Origin of the sequence: Salirhabdus sp. Marseille-P4669 (genome assembly GCF_900240405.1) — a bacterium.
Taxonomy (GTDB): Bacteria; Bacillota; Bacilli; order Bacillales; family Alkalibacillaceae; genus OEQK01.
In genome coordinates this window covers 257,279-280,219 of record NZ_OEQK01000004.1, presented here as the reverse complement: position 1 = coordinate 280,219, position 22,941 = coordinate 257,279, and the positions used below count along the sequence as shown (strand labels likewise).

The following is a 22,941-nucleotide window of genomic DNA, read 5'->3' as shown; positions in this document are numbered from 1 at the left end:
TATCCATTTTAAGCATTTACACTTTCGGTTCTTATAAAGTGACCCGAACCTAACCAAGCGGCAAGGGCAAATATTAAATAGAGCGCTTGTGATGCAAATTGACCTTGAAGGAGCAGCTGCATTCCAATACCTAGTCCTAAGGAAGGCACAACGATTAAAAAGGTACGAAATATACGTTCAAATCCCTTTTTATTAGGTAATGGCCAAAGCTTAGAAAAAATAGCTCCGAGCGCCACACCTGATCCGACTACAATTACAAATTGGAGAATGACTTGTGGAGTTGGAAACGGCCAATTAGACATGTAGTGACCGATTAAATAAAATATTTCTACGAACAAGGTAATGCCAACAACTTTTTTTATAGCAAACAGATTTAAATAAGGATGCAAAATATATAAACCTACTAAAATACCAAGTAAAATTAGTTCTACTAGCATTTCATTTCCTCCTCCAATCTAAGCATCCTGATGTTTCATTTCTAAGTTAGAAAAATAGCTAAATCCTTCTCCCCAAACCTATTGGGGAGAAGGAGAATGTATGCTTACTCTTTCTTCGTAATATTTGGTAGACGAATATCCTCTACCATTTGTGAAATTTCTTCTGGTGGCGGAGAGGTCATTCGAGACACTACAAATGCAATGATAAAGTTGAAGAGAGCACCTACAGCGCCAATACCTAATGCATCAACCCCTAAGAAGTTTTCCAGTACTTGTGTTTCCGTACCAAATACTTGTACAGAGCGCATGAGAAGAATCATCGTTAACGTAAATACAAGCCCGACAATTATTCCCCATGTAGCACCTTGGCGGTTCATTCGTTTATCAAAGATACCTAGTAAAATGGCTGGGAATAGACTCGCAGCCGCTAGACCAAAGGCAAAGGCTACTACTTCTCCTACGAATCCAGGAGGGTTAATTCCGAAGTATCCTGCCAGTATGACAGCTAAGAAGATCATAATTCGACCTACTGCTAGGCGTTGTTTCTCTGTCGCATCAGGTCTAAAGATTCGATAATATAAATCGTGAGAAACAGCACTCGACATGGCAAGCAATAAACCAGATGCTGTTGATAATGCGGCAGCTAATCCACCAGCAGCAACAAGAGCAATAACGATTGGAGCAAGTTCAGCAACCTCTGGGGTAGAGAGCACAATAATGTCCTTATCGATCATTACCTCATTATCTGGTGAATTTTCATTCATGAAGTTCAATGTTCCATCACCATTTTTATCATCTAACGTCAATAAACCTGTTTCTTCCCATTTGCTTACCCAGCTTATATCACGTGCTTCTGTAATATCTGTTTCATTTAATGTATCGATTAAGTTATATTTTGCGAACACCCCAATTACTGGAGCAGTTAAGTATAGTAAAGCAATGAAAATCAAAGCCCATCCGGCCGACCATCTTGCGGATCGTACATCTTTTACTGTGTAGAAACGAACAATTACATGTGGCAAGCCTGCTGTACCAATCATTAACGTTAATGTTACTAGAAATACATTGAGACCAGTCATATTCGTAAATGGTTCTAGAAATTCTGTCATGCCTAAATCGACTTGTAGCTGACTTAGACTCTCTGCAATATCGGAGAAGGTAAATGCTAACTGAGGAACTGGATTACCTGTTAATTGTAGTGAGATTGCAACTGCAGGAATTATGAATGCGATGATTAAAACGAAGTATTGAATAACTTGAGTCCATGTAATACCTTTCATACCACCTAATACAGCGAAGAAGGCTACAATTGCCATTCCAATTAAGACCCCAACAACAATATCTACTTGTAAATATCGACTAAAAACAATCCCGACCCCGCGCATCTGTCCGGCAACGTAGGTTAAGGAAATAAATAGGGTCGCAATAGCAGCTACTGCTCTTGTTTTATTGGAGTAATAACGATCACCAATAAAATCCGGTACAGTATATCGTCCAAATTTTCGTAGATACGGAGCTAGTAATAAAGCAAGTAATACATATCCACCGGTCCATCCCATTAAATAGATTGTACCATCATAGCCTAAGAAGGAAATAAGACCTGCCATAGATAAGAAGGAAGCCGCTGACATCCAGTCGGCTGCAATTGCTGCACCATTAGCCATAGCTGGAATTTCATTACCTGCAACGAAGAAATTGCTCGTATCTTTAACCTTGGCCCACCAACCAATGTAAATGTATATACCAAATGTAATGACAACAAGGGTGAGTGTTAATGCTTCAACGGTCATGACTCATCCCCCTTTTCATCCTTTTCTGTTAAAATGACTTCCTCGGCACCGAATTCTTTATCCAATCGATCCATTCGGATAGCATAAATAAAGATTAAAATGACAAAGACGATGATAGAGCCCTGATGTGCAAACCAAAAGGATAACGGTAATTCAAAAAAGGAAACGTTACTTAATGGTTTTGCTAAAATAACACCTGCAAATAAAGAAACCAAAAACCAAACTGCCAGTAACGACAAAATTAGACGAAGATTCTTTTTCCAATATTGTTTTTGTTTTTCGTTTACTTGGTCATTACTCATGATGACACCTCCTCTAAGTGTAAAGCGAAATTAACGACATACAACATAAACACACCCTCCTACCACCAAACACCCCCTGTCCTTTTTCGATACTTATAACTATTAAGGTTCAATAATAATTATTCTAAAAATGTTGTTTTTATGGTGCCTGTCACTCCCCGAGTTTTGTCGCAATATGTCGAACCTATATAAAAAGCGGTAAGACCAAAAGTCTTACCGCAACCGCAAGTTTATGAATTCACCTTATAATGCATCCAAATAGAACCGTTCCCTACCGATTTGCTCGTTATGTACGTCAACTTCACCGCTTGATCTAATGATTGTAAATCCCCACAGTCAAATAAACTCGGTGTATTCGTCCCCCCAATAACTAGTGGTGCAATCACAATACTCATTTCATCTATTAACCCCGCTCGCAAAAAAGCTCCATTAATACCAGGCCAATTGTACGAAAGCCCTTTGTCCACTCACTTACATTACGGTTTGGTGCTGTTGTAATTTTTCCATCTACAGAAGAAAACACGTTCAAAATAACTTTCGGTCTAACCAAAGTGATCACCTCTTTTCTAAATCTATCTTTCATTGTAAAGAACTCGCATTTAAATTGTCAGTGTTTTCACAAAAAAATAAGCTATCCCCAATCGACAGCTTATTTTTGGCCTTTCGTTATCTCCCAAACATCTCTTAGTACAGGCATTTCTTCCATTTCTTGCTCCGTAACAAGCTCCCACTTAATCCCGTTAGGCTTTTTATAAGGGGTGTTCGTTTGAATAAGCTCTTCCTCTGTTGCAATCCAATCCACCACCAAATCAAACGCGTCTTTAGGTACATCAACATCAACTACCTGAGCGCTATGAACCGTGCCAATTACAGGGACATCTGGATTACCTAGTTCACGAATGATTGCATACTCTCGATCCGCATACCCTTCCCCTTTACCAATTCTTCTCCCATCACGATGCAGGGCAACGGAACCTACAAAGAACAAATCAATTCTCGGCATATCTGGTAAAGAAATTTCTTTTCCATAGGACTTAATATGAGTAAGACTTGCTGCTTTTCTTTCTTCTCCCGGAGGAACCCACTCCGGTTTCACCATGATGAAGCCTGCTCTTAGTCTTGGAGTTGGTACGAGCAATGTTTTACCATCTCTTAGAATTTGAGCTCGAATAGGCAATTGAGGAGCATCTGGATTGACCTTGATTGTTTTTGCATTCTTATATTCAGGCATGGCAGTAACAAAATGAGCCGCCTTCTCTGCTCCCTTAAAATTTGGAATTCGTTTCGTTAATGGGAACGGAAATCGCCCAAGCTTGTTCTCCGTTAAATAGTTCCAAACATATTGTCTAATTTCTTCTTTTGTTTCCATCTCTCTCTCCTTACTCTATCTTACATATTTCGACAAATATCGGGGAGTGACAGGCACCCCCTACAAGCTCTGCTCACCTTCCACTCCGTTTATGCTATAGCTTACGGTTATTTCTGCGTTTAAGGAATGGGAAACGGAACAATATTTATCTTTGGATAATTGGATTGCTCTTACTACTTTGTCCTCTGGCAATTCCCCATCTAATGCGTAATGGATATGTATTGTTGTGAAGCGCTTTGGATGATCGCCTGCTCGCTCTCCTTTTACATCCATTTGAAATGAGGTTGGGTTTAATCGCATTTTCTTTAATATGGAGATTATATCAATTCCTGTACATCCAGCTACCGCATTTAATAATAGTTCTGTTGGACGGGCTCCAGTATTTTCTCCTCCGACTTCCGCCGAAGCATCCATTTTCACCTCGTGACCAGAAGGAGTTAGGCCGGAAAATGCCATTTTTTCATTCCACTTTACTGTAAATTCCATGCGTATCACCTTTCCTATTTTTGTATTTCTCTTATTTTCTCTTAAGCTCTACTTTTTAACAACTTTTATTACTTAAAAAGTACAAGACAAATGTGTTTCTAGATTATAAGATAAAGCAGAGGTGATCATATTGACAAATCGTATAACAATATCTTTCAGTGGAGGGAAAGACTGTACTTTAGGATTATATCGAATACTCCAGTCCAATAATTGGGAGGTGGACTCTCTCCTCACAACCATTACAGAAGGTTATCATCGAACAAGTATTCACGGCGTCAGAGAAGTACTTTTAGAACAGCAAGCAAAATCGTTAGGAATTCCTCTTCGCAAGGTATTTATCCCAAAAAATTGTTCAATCAAGGAATATGAGAAAATCATGAAGGATGCTAACCGTAAGCTAATGGAGGATGGTGTTACACATATCATGTTTGGTGATATCCACCTAAAAGACATCAAAGAATATCGAGAGAATTCGCTTAAAGACACTTCTCTCCAGCCTGTATTTCCTCTTTGGAACGAAAATCCATACGATCTTATAGAAGAATTTTTACAGCTGGGGTTTCAAGCTGTTCTGTCCTGCGTTGATTCCACACAACTTGATCCGAGCTTTGTAGGAAAAAAGTTAAATCAAACGTTTTTAACTGAACTACCAGCCAACGTGGATCCTTGTGGAGAAAATGGTGAGTTCCACACATTTGTTTACAATGGCCCATTATTTCGTGAATCGATACCCTTTACCATTTCTGCTGAGAAAACCATTACGAAAGACGTTTACACAAAGGAAGATCGCTTTCACTTCGTAGATCTACTACCAAATTAAGGCTAATACTTCTAAACATGACAGTTCAAAACAAAATTTATATTAAAAAATTTTACTCTATCACTTATAATAAATATGGCGTTTCATGAGCAAGGTTAAATAGAGAGAATTCTTTGGTCGGGGGTGATAATGTTGAAGGCAAACGAATGGAAGTGGGCACTTGGGATTTTTGTAATCGTTTTATTAGCTTATATCATCCCTTATACACTACTAACAGATGTTGCTGCTTGGTACGGTAGTTTCTTTTTTTGGACAATCCTTACCGTAATCATAATATTCATCAATTATTTTTTAACAAAGAATTGGGGTAAATAACATGAGTACTACATATGTATGGTGGGCGATTGCCGTCTATATTGTAATCGCTTTATTTGTTGCTTATCTTTCTAGAAGTGGCAAGCAAAATAATATGAACAGCTATTTTTTAGGCGATCGTAAATTAAATGGTTTTGTTTCTGCATTAAGCTATAGTGCTACTACCTATAGTGCATTTATGTTAGTTGGGTTAGCTGGCCTGACCTATAATGGTGGGGTTGGAGCATTAGGGTTTGAATTAATTTATTTAATGGGTGTTTCGTTAGTGGCATTTTTCGGCCCGAGGTATTGGTTAGTAGGAAAAAAATATGGTTATGTGACACCATCCGAAATGCTTGGAGACCGTTATAACAATAAATCCGTAGCTGTCATTGTATCTATAACTAGCTGTCTTTTTTTAATTCCATATAGTGCTGTCCAATTATCTGGTGTAGGTTATTTACTACAAGGCATTACAAACAATGCCATTCCTTTTACAACCGGTGTTGTCATCGCTACTGTTCTTGCCATTATTTTTTCCTACATTGCAGGTATTCGTTCTGTAGCTTGGACCGATTCGTTGCAAGCTTTGTTTATGGTAATAACCTCTACTATTGTAGTTGTTATCATAATACATCAATTAGGTGGGTTTGATGGATTTTTCCATTCGATTGAGACACAGCATTCCGACCTATTAACTGTTCCTGGTAATGGATTTTTTAGCTTTTTCACCTTTTTAGGTTTAACCATTCCATGGTTTTTCTTTAGTATTTCCAATCCACAGGTTAGTCAACGTTTGTACATGCCTTCGTCTATGAAAAGCTTACGTACGATGTTAATGGGATTTTTAATCTTTGGATTTATCTATACACTCGTATCTGTTATTTGGGGATTTTCGGCAAAATTACAATTCCCAGATTTACAAACAGCTGACCTCGCTACTCCAACACTACTGTCATCGGACTTAGTTCCACCGATTTTAGGAGTAATTGTAATGGTTGGGATTATGGCAGCTGCCATTTCAACAATTGATTCCATATTATTAACATTATCCTCTATGTTTGCGCGTGATGTTTATGGAAACTTAAAAAAAGATGCTCAAGATAAAGCGCAATTAAAGGTCGGAAAATTTGTTATACCCGTCATCGCAATATTAGCCTATCTTTTTGCTCAACTAGAACTAAACCTAATTGCGGTATTATCGGTTGCATCTTCCGCCGGCCTACTTGTGACCGTTCCTGCAATAATCGGGACGTTTTTCTGGAAGAGAGGTACTGCTACCGGAGTTATCTTAAGCGTAGTTGTTGCAGGTCTTGTCGTTATTGTATTAGAGCTATTTGCCATCAAGCCATTCGGACTTGCATCCGGTCTTTGGGGAATTATGATTTCTACTTTTCTCTTTATTATCGTAAGCTTGCTTACCAAAGCCCCAGAAGAAAAGGCGAACGAATTTTTAGGTTATATTAAAAGGGAATTACAGAAAAAAGCGAAATAATGAAAACCCGTCATTTTGAGATGACGGGTTTTTTTTAATATTAAAGTTTAAATTGTCTAATTAGTCCATTTAATTCCTCTGCTAGTTTTGCTAATTCATCTGAGCTTGATGCAACTTCTTCCATTGAGCTGCTTGTCTGCTGAGCAGAGGCGGATGTTTGCTCAACACCAGCTGCTGATTCTTCTGATATAGACGCAATTTCTTCTATGGAAGCATTCATTTCCTCACTTCCAGAAGCAATATGTGATAAATGAGTTGTTATTGTTTTTATATTGTTTGCCATATCTTTTACTGAGATCGTAATTCGGTCAAAAGTCTCACCAGTTGTTCTTATTTGTCCTGTCCCTTTTTCAACTTCTTCATAGCCACTTTTTAGTGATGTAACCACCATATCGGTTTCCTTCTGAATATTTGAAACAATACCTGTTATATCATTTACGGATATCGATACTTGTTCGGCTAGCTTGCGAACTTCATCTGCCACTACAGCAAATCCACGTCCCTGCTCCCCTGCACGTGCTGCTTCAATTGCTGCATTTAACGCTAATAAATTTGTTTGTTCGGCAACATCTTGAATTACTTCTACTAGTTTTGAAATTTCCTTTGATTGTTGTGCTAAACCAAATACTTTTTCTACAGAATCTTGAACAATGGAATCAATCATTGCCATTTGGTTAACTGACTGATTCATAAGCTTACTTCCATCATCCGTTAAAGCTAAAACTTCATTGGACGCTGTATAAATTTCTTCACCATTTACGTTTGCTTCTTGCACCTTCGTTGTAAATGTGATCATTGTTTCTGATAGATCACTAGCGTTATTTGCTTGAGATTCGGAACCCGCTGACAATTCCTGCATTGTAGTTGCAATCTGTTCTGCTCCCGCTTTCACTTCATTTGCCGATTGTGTTAATTCCTCACTTTGAGCACTAACTGTCTCCGAGACTTGACTAATTTGTTGCAACAACGAACTCACTTTAATGCTCATTTCATTTGTAGCTTCAACAAGCTGCCCAGTTTCATCTAGAGCTTTGGTTACAAGTGGTTCATTACTTAAATCACCATCAGCCACCGCATTCATTCGATGCATTACGGTTCGTATCGGCTTTGTAATCATTCGTGCAGTAAACAATGCTACTGCAATTCCTAAAACAATGACAAGCCCAGACACAGCCAGAATTACATATTTTAAAACATTACCACTCTCTAAAATAGCATTTCCATCTTTCTTAATACCATCTTCTCTTGTCTGTACTAATTCCTCAAACCCATCCATTATTTCTCGAGCAATTGGTTGAACTGTCAAACTTAAGTTTTGTTTCGCTACCGCTGCATTTCCTGAGTCATACTCAGCAAAAACATCCTCTAATACAATCTGTTCCCATTCAACACTTTTATTAATTAACTCCTTAACTTTATCGCTACTATTTAATGATAGGATTTCCTTTTCGATCTCTTTACTTTGTTCAGAATAATCTTCAAAACGTTGTTTAAAATCCGGGTCTCCATATAAGACATATCCTCTAGTTAAAGCAATACGCTGTGCTATATTAAAGGATAATTGTTCGTCTGCAATTAGGAGCGGTAATTCTTCTTCTACAATATCTTCCGTATCATGATTGATTTTATTTATTGAAAAAAAGGTCACAGCTCCTAAGGCTAAAATTAGCAGAATGACAACGGAAAAACTCAATAATATTTTTGTACTCAATTTTTTGACTTTAAACATGATGCACACCCCAATAGTATTTTGTAATTAATATATATATAAACGTATAAGCTCATATTTTCACCTAAAACTCTCAATCCACTAACGATTCAACTTCTCCCAGCTCGTGAAATTGAAAAATATTCTCCAAATCTAATAAAACAAGCAATTCATCCTCAAGTTTTGCAACACCATGTATTAAGCTGTTAGAAGTTCCACTAAACATGATCGGTGTTGAATCAATGATAGACGTAGGAATGTCTATTACATCTGTAGCCGATTCAACTAATAAACCGATTTGCATGTCATTCAAGGTAACAATTAAAAGTCTCGTTAAATCTGTTTTCTCAATTTCCCCTAAATGCAACCGTTCCTTCAAGTCTATTACTGGTGTAATTACTCCTCTTAAGCTAATGATTCCTTTAATAAAGCTTGAGCTGTTAGGAATATTTGTAAATTGTTCTACTTTTTCAATGGAAAGAACATTTTTTATAGAAACACCATAACGTTCGTTATTTAGTTCAAATACAAGAATTTTCTCCATATTGTCCATGTCAAACACTCCATATCGTTATCAATCTAACAACAAATAAATCATAATATCCCCAACAGATTCGATTGAAGTTGGAATTCTAAGTGCTTTACTATATCCAGATAAAGTAGTTTTTCCATCCATAACGGTAGGATATGTAATGTCTGATTCAATTCCTTTTTCAGAATTATAGGTTGCAAGACCACCAGCGATCATATTGCCTAATTCCCCACTAAACGAGGACAACATTTCCCCTTCCAACGGCATTCCGTACATTTTTTCCGCTATCGTTCCAAATACATTCTTTCTACTACCTATTACTAGTTTTCCTTTTACATCCCCTGTAAAGCCTATTAACACACCAAATTCGATATCTAAATGTTTGTCTTGTCTAGTTGGTTTCTCTAAATGAATCTCTAATGGAAGTACATTGTTTATGGATACATAGACGCCGTTTAACATAGTTGTAATAATCTCTGCGTTGCTTTTTACTGTTGTTGTCATCTTGACTCTCCCTTTTATCTTTTTTATCCTCGGTACACCTTTGTCTCTTTTGAAAAGAAAAAAAATGACTATTCTTAAAAAATAGAATAGCCATTCTCTTACTTAATAGAATCGGTAGCTAGGCTATCATAGGTAATAAATCCCTTAGATCCTTGGCTTTGCGTCCTAACCTTTCGGAAAGTTTGCCTTTATCAATATAGGACTTTTGACGGTTGTATAAAAATACTAATACAAGAAAAGTCCTAGGTCAATATGTTCTTTTTATCTCGGGAAATAATTCGTATGGAAAAGTGAAATAATTGTTAAAGTTTAAACTGCCTTACCAACCCATTTAATTGTTCAGCTAATTTTGCTAACTCCTCAGAGCTGGATGCAACTTCTTCCATAGAACTACTTGTTTGCTGAGCAGATGCAGAAGTTTGCTCCACTCCCGCCGCAGATTCTTCTGAAATAGAAGCAATTTCCTCAATAGATGCATTCATTTCTTGGCTTTGAGCAGAAATTTGAGATAAGTTGGTTGTTACATCCTTAATGCTGTATGCCATTTCCTGCACAGCTGCTGTAATATACTCAAAGGTTGTGCCAGTCTTCTCAATTTGGCCTGTACCTTTTTCTACTTCGGTATAGCCATTTTGTAAAGAAGATACAACTCCTTCTGTTTCGTTTTGAATATTACCTACAATACTAGTAATATCCGAAACAGAGTTTGATACTTGCTCTGCTAGTTTTCGTACTTCATCCGCAACTACAGCAAATCCACGACCTTGTTCCCCTGCTCTTGCTGCTTCGATGGCTGCATTTAGAGCTAATAAATTGGTTTGTTCTGCAACATCACGGATTACAACAACTAATTTCGAAATTTGTTTCGATTGCTCCGCAAGTCCTTGTACCTTATCTACTGCTTCTTCCACAATATGATCGATTGTAGACATTTGCTTAATGGAATCTTGCATTAATTTACTTCCATCATCTGTTAACGATAGAACGTATTCAGACGCAGTAAGAATTTCCTCTCCATGAGTATTTGCTTCCTGCACTTTTTCTGTGAACGTACCCATGGTGCTTGAAAGATCACTTGCGTTATTCGCTTGTGACTCCGAACCAGCAGATAACTCCTGCATGGTAACGGCAATTTGTTCCGAACCTGCACGTACTTCATTGGAAGATTGGGTTAGTTCTTCACTTTGCGCACTTACTGTTTCAGAAACATTGGAAATTTGGAAAACAACCTCTCTTAAGCGATCGGACATAGAATTAATCGATTCTGCTAATTGTCCAATCTCATCTTTTCCTTCGTAATCGATTTTTTCCACTCCAAGATTACCATTTGCAATTTCATTACTTGTGTGCACAAGCTTCTTAAAATGAACCATAATTTTTCTACTTACAATTAGAAGTAAAGCTGTACTAACCACAATTGAAATACCAACCGCAATTGCTTGAGTAATCACAGTTGTTGCTTGACTGTCATTTACATCTTGAATTGCTTCTCCTCGTTCGCCATTTACAATAGCACGAAGCTCATCTAGATAATTCACTGTCTCTGTTCGATAGGAATCCGTTAATTCCAAGAAGCTATCTACTGATGAAGTAACACCTTGTTGTACTAATGGAACGATACTATCAACGAATAAACTATTCATAGACTGATCGTTCATCTTAATATCTTCAAAAAGATTTAATTGTTCCTCGGTATCGATCTTTTTTTTCAATTCTGCTTCTAGCGTGTTAAACTTTTCTCTCTGCTGTTCAAATTCGTCCAATATTTCTTGAGAAGGCGATTGGACATATTGGAAAATTAGGACACTTTTCTCTCTCATAATGGAACCCATTTCCGTTACTTGAATCGCTCTGTCGCCACGTCTTTCTAGTGCATCTACGTCATCGCCAATTTTAAATATAGAATATATTGCGAGAGCAGAAGAAATGGTAAATAACAAAATTACAATGACCTGGATTACTCCATATTTTAGGCCAATTCGTAAGTTTCGAGTGCTAAACTTTTTCATTCTCTTTTCCCCTTTGCTGACTGCTACTATTTCCATATCATTGGAATATGAAAAATTATATAATATACATGTTCAATATCGTCTGTTCAACCACATTGTTTAGAATAAACGTTAATATTTAAATTTTGCGAAAATATAGAAATAGATCGGAGGCACTCGGCAGAAAATTGGGGTTGAACATGGATCCATATCAATCGGTTTCAGTGGACTAATCCGCTCAAAAAAATAACCTCCATTTTAGAAAAACGGAGGTTATTTTCCTATTTTAGTAGAGTACTTACAATAAAATGCATTATAAAAGGAGCGTTGACTTGTAGCATTGCTGCTCATTCTCTTGTATTATGGTGGTTTCTATATAGTAAGAAGAATTAGATAAATTTGCGGATTCACTTTTAGTTACTAGTAGTTTTAGAAAGATGGGAATCAAATAAGTCTATAATTTCCAAAAATCTTTCCGCTTCTCTAAATGTATGATCTGCCAAAAGTGGATGAATGTTGCTCTTAATACGACAAGCTTCGATTAACTCTCTTGCTGTTTTCTTAAAATCCCTTAAAGATGCCACTGAAACTCTGTTTTGTTCTAAAAATTGATTCAGTATAGGTGACGTTTCGGATTGTGGGCGCATGGAATCCAAATCAATTGCTTGAAAAACCAATTGATCAAAATCATGGCTAAATTCTCTTGCTTGATTTACTAGCTTTCTTTCAGATGGATCTAAAAGGTGACCAATAAATTTAGCATGGTCCGCCATAATCTTTAGGAAGAATACATTTTCTTGAATGATGGAATCGGGTTCAGGGGCAAGTTTTCCTGCATGGAGTTCCTTTAATCGGTTGGCAAAATAGGCAGCCTCTCTACTGATATGGTCAACTAGTAATGGGTAGTTATTCGATTGGATTTCACAGCGTAAAGTTAGTCCTAATACTTTTCTCTTGTAGTTCCAAATCCCAACAGCAGCTTGATAAACCTCGTTGTTAAAAGCTTGGACTTGACGTATGTCCGAGTTTACATCAAATCTTGTTAACTTTTCCTCTATTCTTTCAAAGTGATAAATGAATTGATGGGCTTCTGAAATTAATTGTGTTTGTTCGTGGGTAAATCCCAAGCTTAAAAATAAAGCATGTTCTTTCATGATTCTCGACCAAAACTGAATTTCTTCCAAAGATCTACTAACAATCGGATTAACCATTATTCCCCTCCTAATTCATTCGTTTCCCTTCATTTAAATGTATGTAAATATTTAGAAGCAATTCATAATCGTTATAATTTTAATATAAAAGTAAAAATAATTACCAATTCATCATACAATTGGGATTACAAAATCATGATATTCCATAAAAAAGTAGTTCCATTAGTTGTACAATTTGTACCACAAAACGGAACTACTTTGCTTCCTATTTTATGTTCTTTTTTCGCAAATAATCCACAATCCCCATTGCACATACTTGCATATCTAGAAGGAGATACGAATATATGTCATCTTCCTTATCAATACCTTGATTGGATAAATATGTACGAACTTTCGTAATTAACTGATCAGATACTTGTTGTGACTGAACTTTAAAATCAGCATCAGGATGTTCCTCCATTACAGATTTCCCTACTTCCACAAATCGCGGTAGCCAATATTCCATTTGATCATATACGATTACGGGGTTATCGGTCATGCCATAATGGCCGAAATAGATTGCACCTACCTTTAAATTTCGGATTCGCTCCATCGATTGAAGCATAGCATCCGGGTCAAAGTGATTAGGAGAAGTGGTTGGAAGTACAAAGGCTTTATTATGTATGACCAATGGATATAAAATCCCAATCGTATCACCCGTAAAAATACCATTACTTCTTGAGTCATGTATTGAAAAATGGTGCTTTGCATGTCCAGGTGTATCATAAAAGGTTAATGTACGATTTTCTCCTATTTGCAGAGTTTCACCATCTTCTTTTACAATTAGTCGCTCCTCTGGAACTGGCAATATAGGGTTAAATAATTCATCAAACGCCTCCCCATATACTGCTCTTGCCCCCGCGATTAAATGAGATGGATTCGCTAAATGTCGCCGCCCCTTTGGATGAACATAGACATTCGCATTCGGACAATGGTCAAGAAAAGCCCCCACTCCACCAGCATGATCTAGGTGTATATGCGTAACAATGATATGCTTGACATCATTTGGATCGATATTCAGCTGTTTTAGGCCCGCTACCAAGTGGGGAATCGAAGGACTTGCACTCGTCTCTACAATCGTTAGCTCCTCTGCTCGAATGACATATGAGCCTGTTCTCTCCTTCATTCCTAAATCATACAAATCAATTAGTGTTATATCATGCCCGAGCTCTGTTATATTAGACATTCCCTTCACCTCATTACACAAGCTTTTCTACTAATACTATTCGATTCTTCTTGTTATATCCCTTTTTATCCGTTGAATAAATACGTTCAAGGAATTCCTACTACGGGAAGCATCTGCATTAAAAAACCAGTTCACCTAGGGAAAGGGAACTGGCTTACACATCTTTATTTTGTTATATCTGTTGTAGGCCCAAAGATTTCAAAAAGAATATCTTTCTCACGTACACCTTGCTCCTTCAACAATTTATAAATGGCACTCATAAATCCTTTAGGTCCACAGAAGTAAAATGCGGAATCATTCGTAGGAACCACTTGCTCTAACCATTCTTTATTAATGTAACCCTTTAAGTCATAATTTCCTTCATCTTCTGGAGTTGGACTTTCGTATATAACATAAGATTTAACATTTTCATATTCAGCAGAGATTTCTTGAACACGATCTGCCATTGCATGATACTTACTCGCTCTAGCTGCATGGATGAAGTAAACTTCACGTTCTGGTTGTTCTTTAATAACTGTTTCCAGCATGCTCATCATAGGTGTTAGTCCAACACCACCACTTAATAATATAAGTGGTCTTGTATCGCTCATGTCTAGGACAAAATCCCCTGCAGGCGCACTAATCGGTAAAATACTACCTACTTCCACTTGGTTATGCAAATAGTTGGAAACAACCCCAGCAGGATGATCTCCAATCGCATCCTCTCGTTTTACACTAATGCGATAATAGCCTTCGTTTGGTGCACAAGATAAACTATATTGACGTTGATGTGTATACGGTTCGCCTTCAATATCTGCCTTTACGGTAATGTATTGGCCAGGTTGATATGCCGGAAACAGATTGTTGTCCGCAGGCTCTAAATTGAAGGATGTAATGACATCACTTTCCTTAACCTTCTTCACAACTTTAAAATTACGATACCCAGTCCAACCGCCTGGCTTCGCTTCTGTCTCCTCATACATTTCTTTTTCTATACCAATAAATACACTTGCAATGACCCCATACGCTTTTTCCCAAGCATTGATTACGTCGTCTGTAGCAACTTCTTCACCAAGAACCTCGCGAATAGCAGCAAGTAAATTTTCTCCCACTATTGGATAATGTTCTGGTTTTATATTTAAACTTTTATGCTTATGTGTGATTGGTTTTACTGCTGGTAAAATTGCCTCTAAATTATCGATATGAAGGGCTGCAGCATATACGGTATTTGCCAAAGCTTTAGATTGATCCCCTTTGCGTTGGTTCGTTTGGTTAAAAATATTTTTTAGTTCTGGATGATTTTCAAACATACGTGCATAAAAATGCTTCGTAATCTCAGCCCCACGCTCTTCTAAAATAGGTACCGTAGCTTTAATTATCTCTTTTGTTTGTTGATCTAGTACTGTAGCTGTTGTCAATGTATGCACTCCCCTTTTGGTCTAAAACTCAACTATTAAAAGATGTATTTTGAATACATCTTTATTTTAATACTTAGATTTGCACCGTATCAACAGTTAAAAGCAATTATGTGTTACAATATTGTGAATGACTAAACAAGGAGTTCTGATTTCATGCAACTAAAAAAATATACTGATTACGCGTTACGTGTTTTAATATATTGCGCTTCTCAAGAAAAGGGTAAGCTTTCGAGTATCAGTGATATTTCCGATACGTTTAACATTTCGGAGCATCATTTAAGAAAAATTGTTTTTAATTTAACAAAAATGGAACTGCTGGAGTCAATCCGAGGGCGAAACGGCGGAATTCATCTTGCGAAGCCACCTAGCGAAATGAATGTAGGAATATTAGTTCGACAACTTGAAAATGATTTTACCTTATTAGAATGCTTTGATAAGGACACGAACCATTGCATCATATCTCCTGCCTGTAAGCTAAAACATACATTAGGCAAAGCGATGCACGCCTTTTTTAAAGTATTAGAAGAATATACAATTGAAGACCTCGTTGTTAACCGAGAAGAATTGAGAGCCATGATGGGAATTCAGCTACAACATTAACCCTTTCATAAATTAAATTGTAATTTGTTCGATTAATTTTTTTTAAAAAAGGACAAAATACTTTTGAAGTAAAAAGTTACTTCAAAAAAAATGAAAAAAAGGAGAATGTTGACATGGCTAACAACAACAGAAACAACAATCGTAATAACAATCGCAACAACAACAACAACAATAACAACAATAACGAGTATAATAACGTAGAGTTTGCGAATGAAAATGAATTTGCAGCAGACCTAAACAACAACAATAACAACAATCGCAATCGCAACCGCAACAACAACAACAACAATAATAATAATAATTTATAGTCCAACTTTAACCTGTATCCTGATAAACTTTCAGAATGCAGGTTTTTTCTTGGTTTTTATGGTTCAACTCTTGCAGTTTGGTAACCAGTGTGGTTTTTATGTTTCACTTTTCCTACTTTGTGATTCACAAGTGCGCTTTTATTAACCAACTTGAGCTTGTTATGTGATACAATCCTGGATTTATGTTCCAACTGATGAGCGATAGGATCTGTGGACTGGTTTTTGTTCCAATAATGCCGCTTTATGTTTCATCTCCTGTACTTTATCAACCAACTCCTCCATCTTATGTCCCACAATCCAAGCCTTATGTTCCACCTGACCCGAGTTATCAACCAGGCACTTTGTTTTGTTCCACAATTGCCGCTTTATGTTTCATCTCCTGCACTTTATCAACCAACTCCTCCATCTTATGTCCCACAATCCAAGCCTTATGTTCCACCTGACCCGAGTTATCAACCACGCACTATGTTTTGTTCCAATAATGCCGCTTTATGTTTCATATCCTGTACTTTATCAACCAACTCCACCATCTTATGTCCCACAATCCAAGCCTTATGTTCCACCTGACCCGAGTTATCAACCAGGCACTATGTTTTGTTCCACAATTGCCGCTTTATGTTTCAACTCCTGCCCTTTATCAACCAACTCCACCCTCTTATGTTCCACAATCCAAGCCTTATGTTCCACCTGACCCGAGTTATCAACCACGCACTCTGTTTTGTTCCACAATTGCCGTTTTATGGTTCAACTCCTGCCCTTTATTAACCAACTCCATCCCTTTATGTCCCACAATCCAAGCCTTATGTTCCACCTGACCCGAGTTATCAACCACGCACTATGTTTTGTTCCACAATTGCCGCTTTATGTTTCATCTCCTGCCCTTTATCAACCAACTCCACCCTCTTATGTCCCACAATCCAAGCCTTATGTTCCACCTGACCCGAGTTATCAACCACGCACTATGTTTTGTTCCACAATTGCCGCTTTATGGTTCAACTCCTGCCCTTTATCAACCAACTCCATCCCATTATGTCCCACAATCCAGGCTCCATGTTCCAAGCTCCGCCCTCCATCCCCATTCCACAAAAAAAAGACATCATAAGCGATGCCTTTCATCTCTATATATTCGGTTTTCGATCCAACAAACTTAAAAAGCTATACCGATAGGAAAATAACAGGTACGTATGTAAAACGAGAAGTAAGATTGCTAATAATAGTAAGGACGGATCTAGGAATAGGTGTAGTAGGAAAATATTTGCGATTATTGGTGACAGAACAGCAATTGCTAGTGGGACAAATTGATTGGTGAGTAATAGAATGCCACATATGATTTCGAGTGTCTTTTCAATAATTAATAAATAATCAAATTCAAATATTGCCATCGCTTCGGGACTCGTTTCAATGAATGGATTCCATCCAAAAAGAACAACATAACCATTAATTCCTGCAACAAGGAAAATAAGACCAACAATCCATCTCGAAATGGTTAACAAAACATCACCTCCTTATTCCATTATATAGAAAAAGCAGTGGAACACCACCACTACTTTATTCAAGAAAGTGAATGAACTCTTCATTTATTGTCGTTAAATAAGCATTTACTTGGACGGGATGTATAAATAACTTATTCTTGTTCACCATTTCGTAATCTAAATGCCAAATTACATCGTCACCGGGAACAAAAAAAATAATTTGTTCAAACTCAGAGGTGTCTTTTACATACTCTGAGTACATAAAGCCAACGTTATTAAATTCCTGATTATTATCCACAAATGCCCTTAAAAATTCTCTTAATGTTGGTGCAAATTGTTGATCCTCTATCATCTTCCTTAATGTGTTTCTCTCCATATGGTGAAACTCGTTAAATACATCTTCATCCATTTCAATTGTTTGATATTGTTGATTTACTGTTTTATTTGTGATTTCTACTTCAAAGTGGTTTGCAAGGATTTCATGATAGCCTACTTCTTTTTCATGAAAGGTAAATCTGTGCTCTTTGCCTTTCACCTGCTGAATCAAACTTGTTTTGTCGTTTAGAGAGTGAATCATTAAAACTTGTCGGTTTTTTATGTTAATGCACCGAACTTTGTTAATCGATTGTATTAGTAAATGGAGTAGATCTTCCAAACCTTTTGATAGCTTCGATTTTGTAAGATCATCCCAATAGCCTTTTCTTTTTAGACCAAACTCTGCTTGCTCGATAAAACGTTCAAATTCTGATTTTCTTTGGATCAGTTTTTGTTCATTGATCATCTGACTGGCAATTTGATCATAGCCACAAAGTGCCAAGGCAGATGCCATTTCATTTGTTGTTAGCTTAATGTGCTTGGTTTTTAACATGTAATCACGTCTCCCCCTGAAATCTGCCACAATCCATCAATCGCCTATTCGAATAGCCTTCCCGTTGTAAAAAGTAGCAGAATAATAACTGCCGTATATACGATGATGAACAGTCGATTAACTAAAAACGGAAGCCTTTGTAAAACTACTAATACTTGATAAGTTAATCCTGAAAATAAAATTGCAATATATTTAAAAAGATAGCTGGTTAAAGATTTATGTTCTCGCACTACATTGGCTTCGTAAATATAGATGGTGACCTTTGGAAATAGAATCGAATAAAAGCCTACAAGTATATTTGTTGCTAAGATGCCAAAGATAGTGCTACTCGGAAAAGGAGCTACTGTTTGAAAGCAAATTGTAAAAAATAGTGTCGAAATTCCTAATGCAAGGATTAGACCAAGCAATTCAGCAATTTCTATCTTTCTTTCTATATCTCGAACATTAGGTTGATGGAAGCAAGCAACCAATGAAAATAGGAAAATCATTGCTTCAGCAAATAGAATAAAAGCATACATATCTCCAGTAGATTCTGTTCCCCAATGCTTTTGATTCATGAGAAACATGCCGATTGCGATGACCAAAAAAACATTCATTTTTAAAAAGAAACGGAACCCGTGAAAAATAGAGAACGCCTTCCCTGTTCCTATATGTTTTTCATCCTTCGTCGAAAGTTTCTGCATAAACATCCCCATTTCTAATTAAATATACCAGATACAAAATCTCCTATTCCCGAAGTGATATCATCCACCGTTTCTCCTACTCCTGAAACAATATCATTAACGGTATTTCCGACGTCTTCGGCCCAATCTGAAACATCATCAATGGTGTTGCCAACCCAACGTCCAACATCTTCTCCTATATCTTTTATCGTGTCTTCCATAATCCAGGAGCCTACAATCCCAATTCCTGCTCCAATAACTCCACCAATAATCGTCCCTGGTCCAGGAGCAACTAATGTACCTAGTGCTGCAAAACCAGTAGTAAGTCCCGCGATTCCTCCATCGATAGCCAATCCAGCAACAAATCTTCCCGTCTTTTCTTCAAAGCTCAAATGGGCATTTGCATCACTGTAGTATTCTGATGAATTCACCCCAACGGAAAAAATAATTCCAGCGTAAGGTACTCGTCTAGCAAAGTCACCAAATTTTTTCACATCGGCAACCTTATCCCCTGTTGCTTTAAGATCTACATTCATTCGATAGTCTTTTAGTGCATCTTTTTCTAAGACAAGTACGTTTGTATATTTGTTCGCAATCGTACCAAAGCTAATCTTTGTTGTTCGACTATTCAGCCCAATCAATTCTTTTAATAGACCACTAGGGGCATTCCCATATTTTGATAGGTAATGCTTAATTGGATTCGGTGCATTTTGTGATCCCTTTTTCAATAGGTCATAGATTGTGCCAGCTAACGTAGAACTGTATTTACCATTTGTCCCTTGCTTCCAGGCTTGTGATGCAACGACAGTGAAATTACCCTTTCCATCTGGTACAAGCTCTAGCATTTTTGTAGATAAAATGGATGCGGCTAAAGCACCTTTTGCAATTTTATAGGCACCATCTACTTTTCCTAAATTCGATATCCATGTAGCAATAGCCCCTACAATTGTGGAATCTCCTTGCTCAGCAGATAGCTTCATTGCTTCATCGATCATATCCTCAATGACATCAGACTCTAAAAAGTAAGCTTCTACTTCTTGAATTTGTTCTTCTGTAAGATAGATTCCGTTTGATGTCCATGTTTTAATTTTGCCAGTTAATTGACCTAATTCAGACAGCTTTTCCTCAGGATTCGACAAACTAGAGCTATTGGTTGAATCTATTTCGGTTAAGTCGGATAATACGTTCTCCATTAACTGATGGGCATCGGTTACATGGAAGTTAAACGTAGAGGTTGAAATATAGTCATACCCCACTAAATCACTTACAGAGCCATAGCTTTTGTTTATGGCTGCAGTAATATCAAAAATATTATTTTCTAAGTTATTCAGACTATTCTTTATTTCCCCATTTAAAAAGTCTTCCCGAATAAAGCCGTTGTCATTCTCAAACGCTTCTATTTCTTGCTTATACTTTTTTAACAGATCAATATACTCTTCTAAAAATAAATTCAATAATATAATGACAGGAAAATGGAGCGTCATAAAATGCTCCCGTATTGCAACGCCACCTTCACCATCTAAAGCATTGTCTAAATCAATTACTTTATTTAATTCATCCCTAAGTAGAAGGATATGCTCTTTTTCTTGCTCCTTCTTCTTTATAATCCGATCCATTCCTTGAACAACTTCAGCCACCTTTAAAACTTTCATCTCTTATCTCCTTTGGTTACAAGGTGATACATACAAGCCATTTGTTTTCTATTTAATAGCATGTATTTGGCCTCCTCCGCCACCACTACTAATTTGACCTGATAATTCCTGCTCTGTTTGAATAAGTGCTTCTATATTGGACCAAGCATCTTGTTCTACTTTTAATAACGTTTCTTTATATTGATTAATGATTTGGTAGTAATTTTCTTCAATTTGTAGGATTTTTTGTAGGGCATCTAAGCTTGAATTGGAGAATTGCACGTTAGGAGAAGTAGTATCCCATTCACTTGTCTTCGCTTGAACACTTTTAAAAACGGGCTCTACTTCGCTTTGATTGATTCGAATATCCGCCACTGTATCACCATCCTTAAATTATTCTCAATCCGTATCTCTTAAATTTGCAATTAAAGCATATTTATCTGAAATGGTATCCCGATAATTTTCATTTAATTCTTGTAATCTACTTACTTCCGTTTCAATCCGACTAATAAATGCTTCTGATTTATCTAACATAGCTGAAGCAATGGTTGAATCGATACTGTCTCGTATCGTCTCAAATTGATCTGCATATTTACCAGCCCAAGTATCTACATGTAAAGCTGGATCATGTACCTTGTTCTTTTGCGTTGCTAATTCCGCTTCTTCATTCGTTATTTCCGACTTTGCCTGATTTAAACGAATTATATCTTCTTCATTATTACGGATACGTCTTCTTAAATCTGAGATGTCTTCATAAAGGGAGTTTATTAAATAATCGGACACGCTCTCACCTCATTTCCTTCTTCCAATTCCATTCTTAAAAAGAGGTTTACATAAAGGAATAAACTTACGAAGCATAAGCTTATCGAAATTTAGTGCTCTCCACTTTTCGTGAAGAAGTCAGTCTACTGGCATTTTAAGATTTTGCATTTATTATAAGTCAATACAAATACTCGGTAAATCCACAATTTCCAAATTATAGAATTTTTACTATGTTTTACCCATTAATTACCAATTATTGTATATCTAAATATCTAGTCTATTTTTTATGTAATAAGACTTATGATGCATTTTTTAAAATATTCTGAAATAGCTTTGATTAATTGCTCCCGAATGATTACAATAAATTTGAATTTAATTCAAGGAGGGATTGTATGGCAGGAAACATTCGTCTTAGTCCAGCTGAATTACGTGACGTTGCAAGACAGTATAACAACGAAAGCTCCAATGTATCCGAAATGATTGTACGTTTAGATGGCATGCGTGACCATCTAGCACAAATTTGGGAAGGTAGTTCAAGTGAGGCATTTATTGGCCAGTACGAAGAATTACGACCTTCTTTCCAAAAGATGTCTGAGCTTCTTAATGACGTTCACATGCAACTACAACAAACTGCAAATACACTAGAAGAGACAGATCAGCAAATAGCGGGGCAAATCCGCGGTTAATGATCCATTAAGAGAGTTTCTCATAGCGCCGCATAAATCTGCTGGTGCTATTTTTTTTCATAGAAATGGGAGAGCATTTATAGGGTTTCCGGCTTTTGTCGTAATGTAAAAGTAGGATAGACAAAAGCCTTCTATTCAAGCTTATGCATGCTCCAAATCTATAAATCTATTAAATAAGCAGGGTGAGTACAAACTATGTACATACAAATTACAGTGGATTTAAAGAACTACCACGAACCACCAATAGAATTACGTTTATCCGACCAATATACCGTGAAAAAGCTAGTAGACATTGTATGGCAAACAAAAAAAATTTCGGTAGCTCCACGGGAAGGATATTGGATTCGCCAACAAAATAAAAAGCATGTTTGCAAAGGGACTGAAATATTAAAGGATTGTGGTATTACAACAGGCGACAAACTGGAGATCTTATAGTCGAGGGGGGTTCAAGACG

The 22,941-nt window shown here is 36.9% G+C and carries 27 protein-coding genes and 1 riboswitch; of the genes, 7 read left to right on the top strand and 20 right to left on the bottom strand.

Annotation, left to right across the window (positions count from 1 at the left end):
• Window positions 1-8: 8 nt before the first annotated feature.
• The 7 genes from C1A05_RS10355 to C1A05_RS10330 form a co-directional block, all read right to left on the bottom strand.
• Window positions 9-437 carry a hypothetical protein gene (locus tag C1A05_RS10355; protein ID WP_102028147.1) on the bottom strand — a complete coding sequence of 143 codons (429 nt, stop codon included), beginning with the start codon at window positions 435-437 and terminating at the stop codon, window positions 9-11.
• Window positions 438-541: 104 nt separating this feature from the next.
• A complete protein-coding gene (locus C1A05_RS10350) occupies window positions 542-2,227 on the bottom strand; it encodes a sodium:solute symporter family protein (RefSeq protein ID WP_102028146.1) in 1,686 nt (561 codons plus the stop codon).
• Window positions 2,224-2,529, bottom strand: a complete 306-nt coding sequence (locus C1A05_RS10345) for a DUF4212 domain-containing protein (RefSeq protein ID WP_102028145.1) — start codon at window positions 2,527-2,529, stop codon at window positions 2,224-2,226. Before C1A05_RS10345 ends, C1A05_RS10350 begins: the two co-directional genes overlap by 4 nt.
• A 230-nt stretch (window positions 2,530-2,759) precedes the next feature.
• On the bottom strand, window positions 2,760-2,924 hold the full coding sequence (locus C1A05_RS10340; protein ID WP_102028144.1) for a hypothetical protein: 165 nt from the start codon (window positions 2,922-2,924) through the stop codon (window positions 2,760-2,762).
• 8 nt (window positions 2,925-2,932) lie between these two features.
• Window positions 2,933-3,079 carry a hypothetical protein gene (locus C1A05_RS18040; RefSeq protein WP_159462053.1) on the bottom strand — a complete coding sequence of 49 codons (147 nt, stop codon included), beginning with the start codon at window positions 3,077-3,079 and terminating at the stop codon, window positions 2,933-2,935.
• Between the two features lie 99 nt (window positions 3,080-3,178).
• Complete coding sequence (locus C1A05_RS10335) at window positions 3,179-3,898, bottom strand: 5-formyltetrahydrofolate cyclo-ligase (RefSeq protein ID WP_102028143.1); 720 nt, start codon at window positions 3,896-3,898, stop codon at window positions 3,179-3,181.
• A 60-nt stretch (window positions 3,899-3,958) separates the two neighbouring features.
• Complete coding sequence (locus C1A05_RS10330; protein WP_102028142.1) at window positions 3,959-4,384, bottom strand: OsmC family protein; 426 nt, start codon at window positions 4,382-4,384, stop codon at window positions 3,959-3,961.
• A gap of 130 nt (window positions 4,385-4,514) precedes the next feature.
• Between C1A05_RS10330 and C1A05_RS10325 the strand changes: the two genes are divergently transcribed.
• From C1A05_RS10325 to C1A05_RS10315, 3 genes are all read left to right on the top strand, one after another.
• Window positions 4,515-5,204, top strand: coding sequence for a diphthine--ammonia ligase (locus C1A05_RS10325; protein ID WP_159462052.1), 690 nt, complete (start codon window positions 4,515-4,517; stop codon window positions 5,202-5,204).
• 132 nt (window positions 5,205-5,336) lie between these two features.
• Window positions 5,337-5,519: a hypothetical protein gene (locus C1A05_RS10320; RefSeq protein ID WP_102028183.1), complete on the top strand. Its 183-nt coding sequence runs from the start codon at window positions 5,337-5,339 to the stop codon at window positions 5,517-5,519.
• 1 nt (window position 5,520) lies between these two features.
• The gene (locus tag C1A05_RS10315; protein WP_102028140.1) at window positions 5,521-6,993 is read left to right on the top strand and encodes a sodium:solute symporter family protein; all 1,473 of its coding nucleotides are present in this window, start codon (window positions 5,521-5,523) and stop codon (window positions 6,991-6,993) included.
• A gap of 40 nt (window positions 6,994-7,033) precedes the next feature.
• On the opposite strand, the gene C1A05_RS10310 is transcribed toward C1A05_RS10315, so the two are convergent.
• The 7 genes from C1A05_RS10310 to hmpA form a co-directional block, all read right to left on the bottom strand.
• Window positions 7,034-8,722 carry a methyl-accepting chemotaxis protein gene (locus C1A05_RS10310; protein ID WP_102028139.1) on the bottom strand — a complete coding sequence of 563 codons (1,689 nt, stop codon included), beginning with the start codon at window positions 8,720-8,722 and terminating at the stop codon, window positions 7,034-7,036.
• 73 nt (window positions 8,723-8,795) lie between these two features.
• Window positions 8,796-9,254: a chemotaxis protein CheW gene (locus C1A05_RS10305; protein ID WP_102028138.1), complete on the bottom strand. Its 459-nt coding sequence runs from the start codon at window positions 9,252-9,254 to the stop codon at window positions 8,796-8,798.
• 21 nt (window positions 9,255-9,275) lie between these two features.
• Window positions 9,276-9,737 (bottom strand): chemotaxis protein CheX, encoded by a 462-nt coding sequence (locus tag C1A05_RS10300; RefSeq protein ID WP_102028137.1) that lies wholly within the window; start codon window positions 9,735-9,737, stop codon window positions 9,276-9,278.
• A 110-nt stretch (window positions 9,738-9,847) separates the two neighbouring features.
• A riboswitch (cyclic di-GMP riboswitch) is annotated at window positions 9,848-9,934 on the bottom strand.
• Window positions 9,935-10,039: 105 nt separating this feature from the next.
• Window positions 10,040-11,746, bottom strand: coding sequence for a methyl-accepting chemotaxis protein (locus tag C1A05_RS10295; protein WP_102028136.1), 1,707 nt, complete (start codon window positions 11,744-11,746; stop codon window positions 10,040-10,042).
• Window positions 11,747-12,138: 392 nt separating this feature from the next.
• Window positions 12,139-12,936 carry a DUF2935 domain-containing protein gene (locus C1A05_RS10290; protein WP_102028135.1) on the bottom strand — a complete coding sequence of 266 codons (798 nt, stop codon included), beginning with the start codon at window positions 12,934-12,936 and terminating at the stop codon, window positions 12,139-12,141.
• A 205-nt stretch (window positions 12,937-13,141) separates the two neighbouring features.
• Window positions 13,142-14,101: an MBL fold metallo-hydrolase gene (locus C1A05_RS10285; RefSeq protein WP_102028134.1), complete on the bottom strand. Its 960-nt coding sequence runs from the start codon at window positions 14,099-14,101 to the stop codon at window positions 13,142-13,144.
• A 164-nt stretch (window positions 14,102-14,265) separates the two neighbouring features.
• Window positions 14,266-15,498: an NO-inducible flavohemoprotein gene (gene hmpA / locus C1A05_RS10280; protein ID WP_102028133.1), complete on the bottom strand. Its 1,233-nt coding sequence runs from the start codon at window positions 15,496-15,498 to the stop codon at window positions 14,266-14,268.
• Window positions 15,499-15,651: 153 nt separating this feature from the next.
• Between hmpA and C1A05_RS10275 the strand changes: the two genes are divergently transcribed.
• A complete protein-coding gene (locus C1A05_RS10275) occupies window positions 15,652-16,098 on the top strand; it encodes an RrF2 family transcriptional regulator (protein ID WP_102028132.1) in 447 nt (148 codons plus the stop codon).
• Between the two features lie 113 nt (window positions 16,099-16,211).
• On the top strand, window positions 16,212-16,406 hold the full coding sequence (locus C1A05_RS10270; protein ID WP_102028131.1) for a hypothetical protein: 195 nt from the start codon (window positions 16,212-16,214) through the stop codon (window positions 16,404-16,406).
• Window positions 16,407-17,524: 1,118 nt separating this feature from the next.
• On the opposite strand, the gene C1A05_RS10265 is transcribed toward C1A05_RS10270, so the two are convergent.
• Genes C1A05_RS10265 through C1A05_RS10240 form a run of 6 tightly spaced genes read right to left on the bottom strand, consistent with a single transcriptional unit; the run spans window position 17,525 to window position 21,822 of the window.
• Window positions 17,525-17,899, bottom strand: a complete 375-nt coding sequence (locus tag C1A05_RS10265; protein WP_102028130.1) for a hypothetical protein — start codon at window positions 17,897-17,899, stop codon at window positions 17,525-17,527.
• Between the two features lie 55 nt (window positions 17,900-17,954).
• The gene (locus tag C1A05_RS10260) at window positions 17,955-18,746 is read right to left on the bottom strand and encodes a hypothetical protein (RefSeq protein ID WP_102028129.1); all 792 of its coding nucleotides are present in this window, start codon (window positions 18,744-18,746) and stop codon (window positions 17,955-17,957) included.
• A 44-nt stretch (window positions 18,747-18,790) separates the two neighbouring features.
• On the bottom strand, window positions 18,791-19,429 hold the full coding sequence (locus tag C1A05_RS10255; protein ID WP_145997310.1) for a hypothetical protein: 639 nt from the start codon (window positions 19,427-19,429) through the stop codon (window positions 18,791-18,793).
• A gap of 14 nt (window positions 19,430-19,443) precedes the next feature.
• On the bottom strand, window positions 19,444-21,060 hold the full coding sequence (locus C1A05_RS10250) for an LXG domain-containing protein (protein ID WP_102028127.1): 1,617 nt from the start codon (window positions 21,058-21,060) through the stop codon (window positions 19,444-19,446).
• Window positions 21,061-21,108: 48 nt separating this feature from the next.
• Window positions 21,109-21,414 (bottom strand): DUF5344 family protein, encoded by a 306-nt coding sequence (locus C1A05_RS10245; protein ID WP_102028126.1) that lies wholly within the window; start codon window positions 21,412-21,414, stop codon window positions 21,109-21,111.
• A gap of 24 nt (window positions 21,415-21,438) precedes the next feature.
• Window positions 21,439-21,822: a YwqH-like family protein gene (locus C1A05_RS10240; protein ID WP_102028125.1), complete on the bottom strand. Its 384-nt coding sequence runs from the start codon at window positions 21,820-21,822 to the stop codon at window positions 21,439-21,441.
• A 371-nt stretch (window positions 21,823-22,193) separates the two neighbouring features.
• On the opposite strand from C1A05_RS10240, the gene C1A05_RS10235 reads away from it, so the two are divergent.
• Both C1A05_RS10235 and C1A05_RS10230 read left to right on the top strand, forming a co-directional pair.
• On the top strand, window positions 22,194-22,487 hold the full coding sequence (locus C1A05_RS10235; RefSeq protein ID WP_102028124.1) for a WXG100 family type VII secretion target: 294 nt from the start codon (window positions 22,194-22,196) through the stop codon (window positions 22,485-22,487).
• Between the two features lie 195 nt (window positions 22,488-22,682).
• Entirely contained in the window at window positions 22,683-22,922 is a 240-nt protein-coding gene (locus tag C1A05_RS10230) for an EsaB/YukD family protein (RefSeq protein WP_102028123.1), read from the top strand.
• Window positions 22,923-22,941 lie beyond the last annotated feature (19 nt).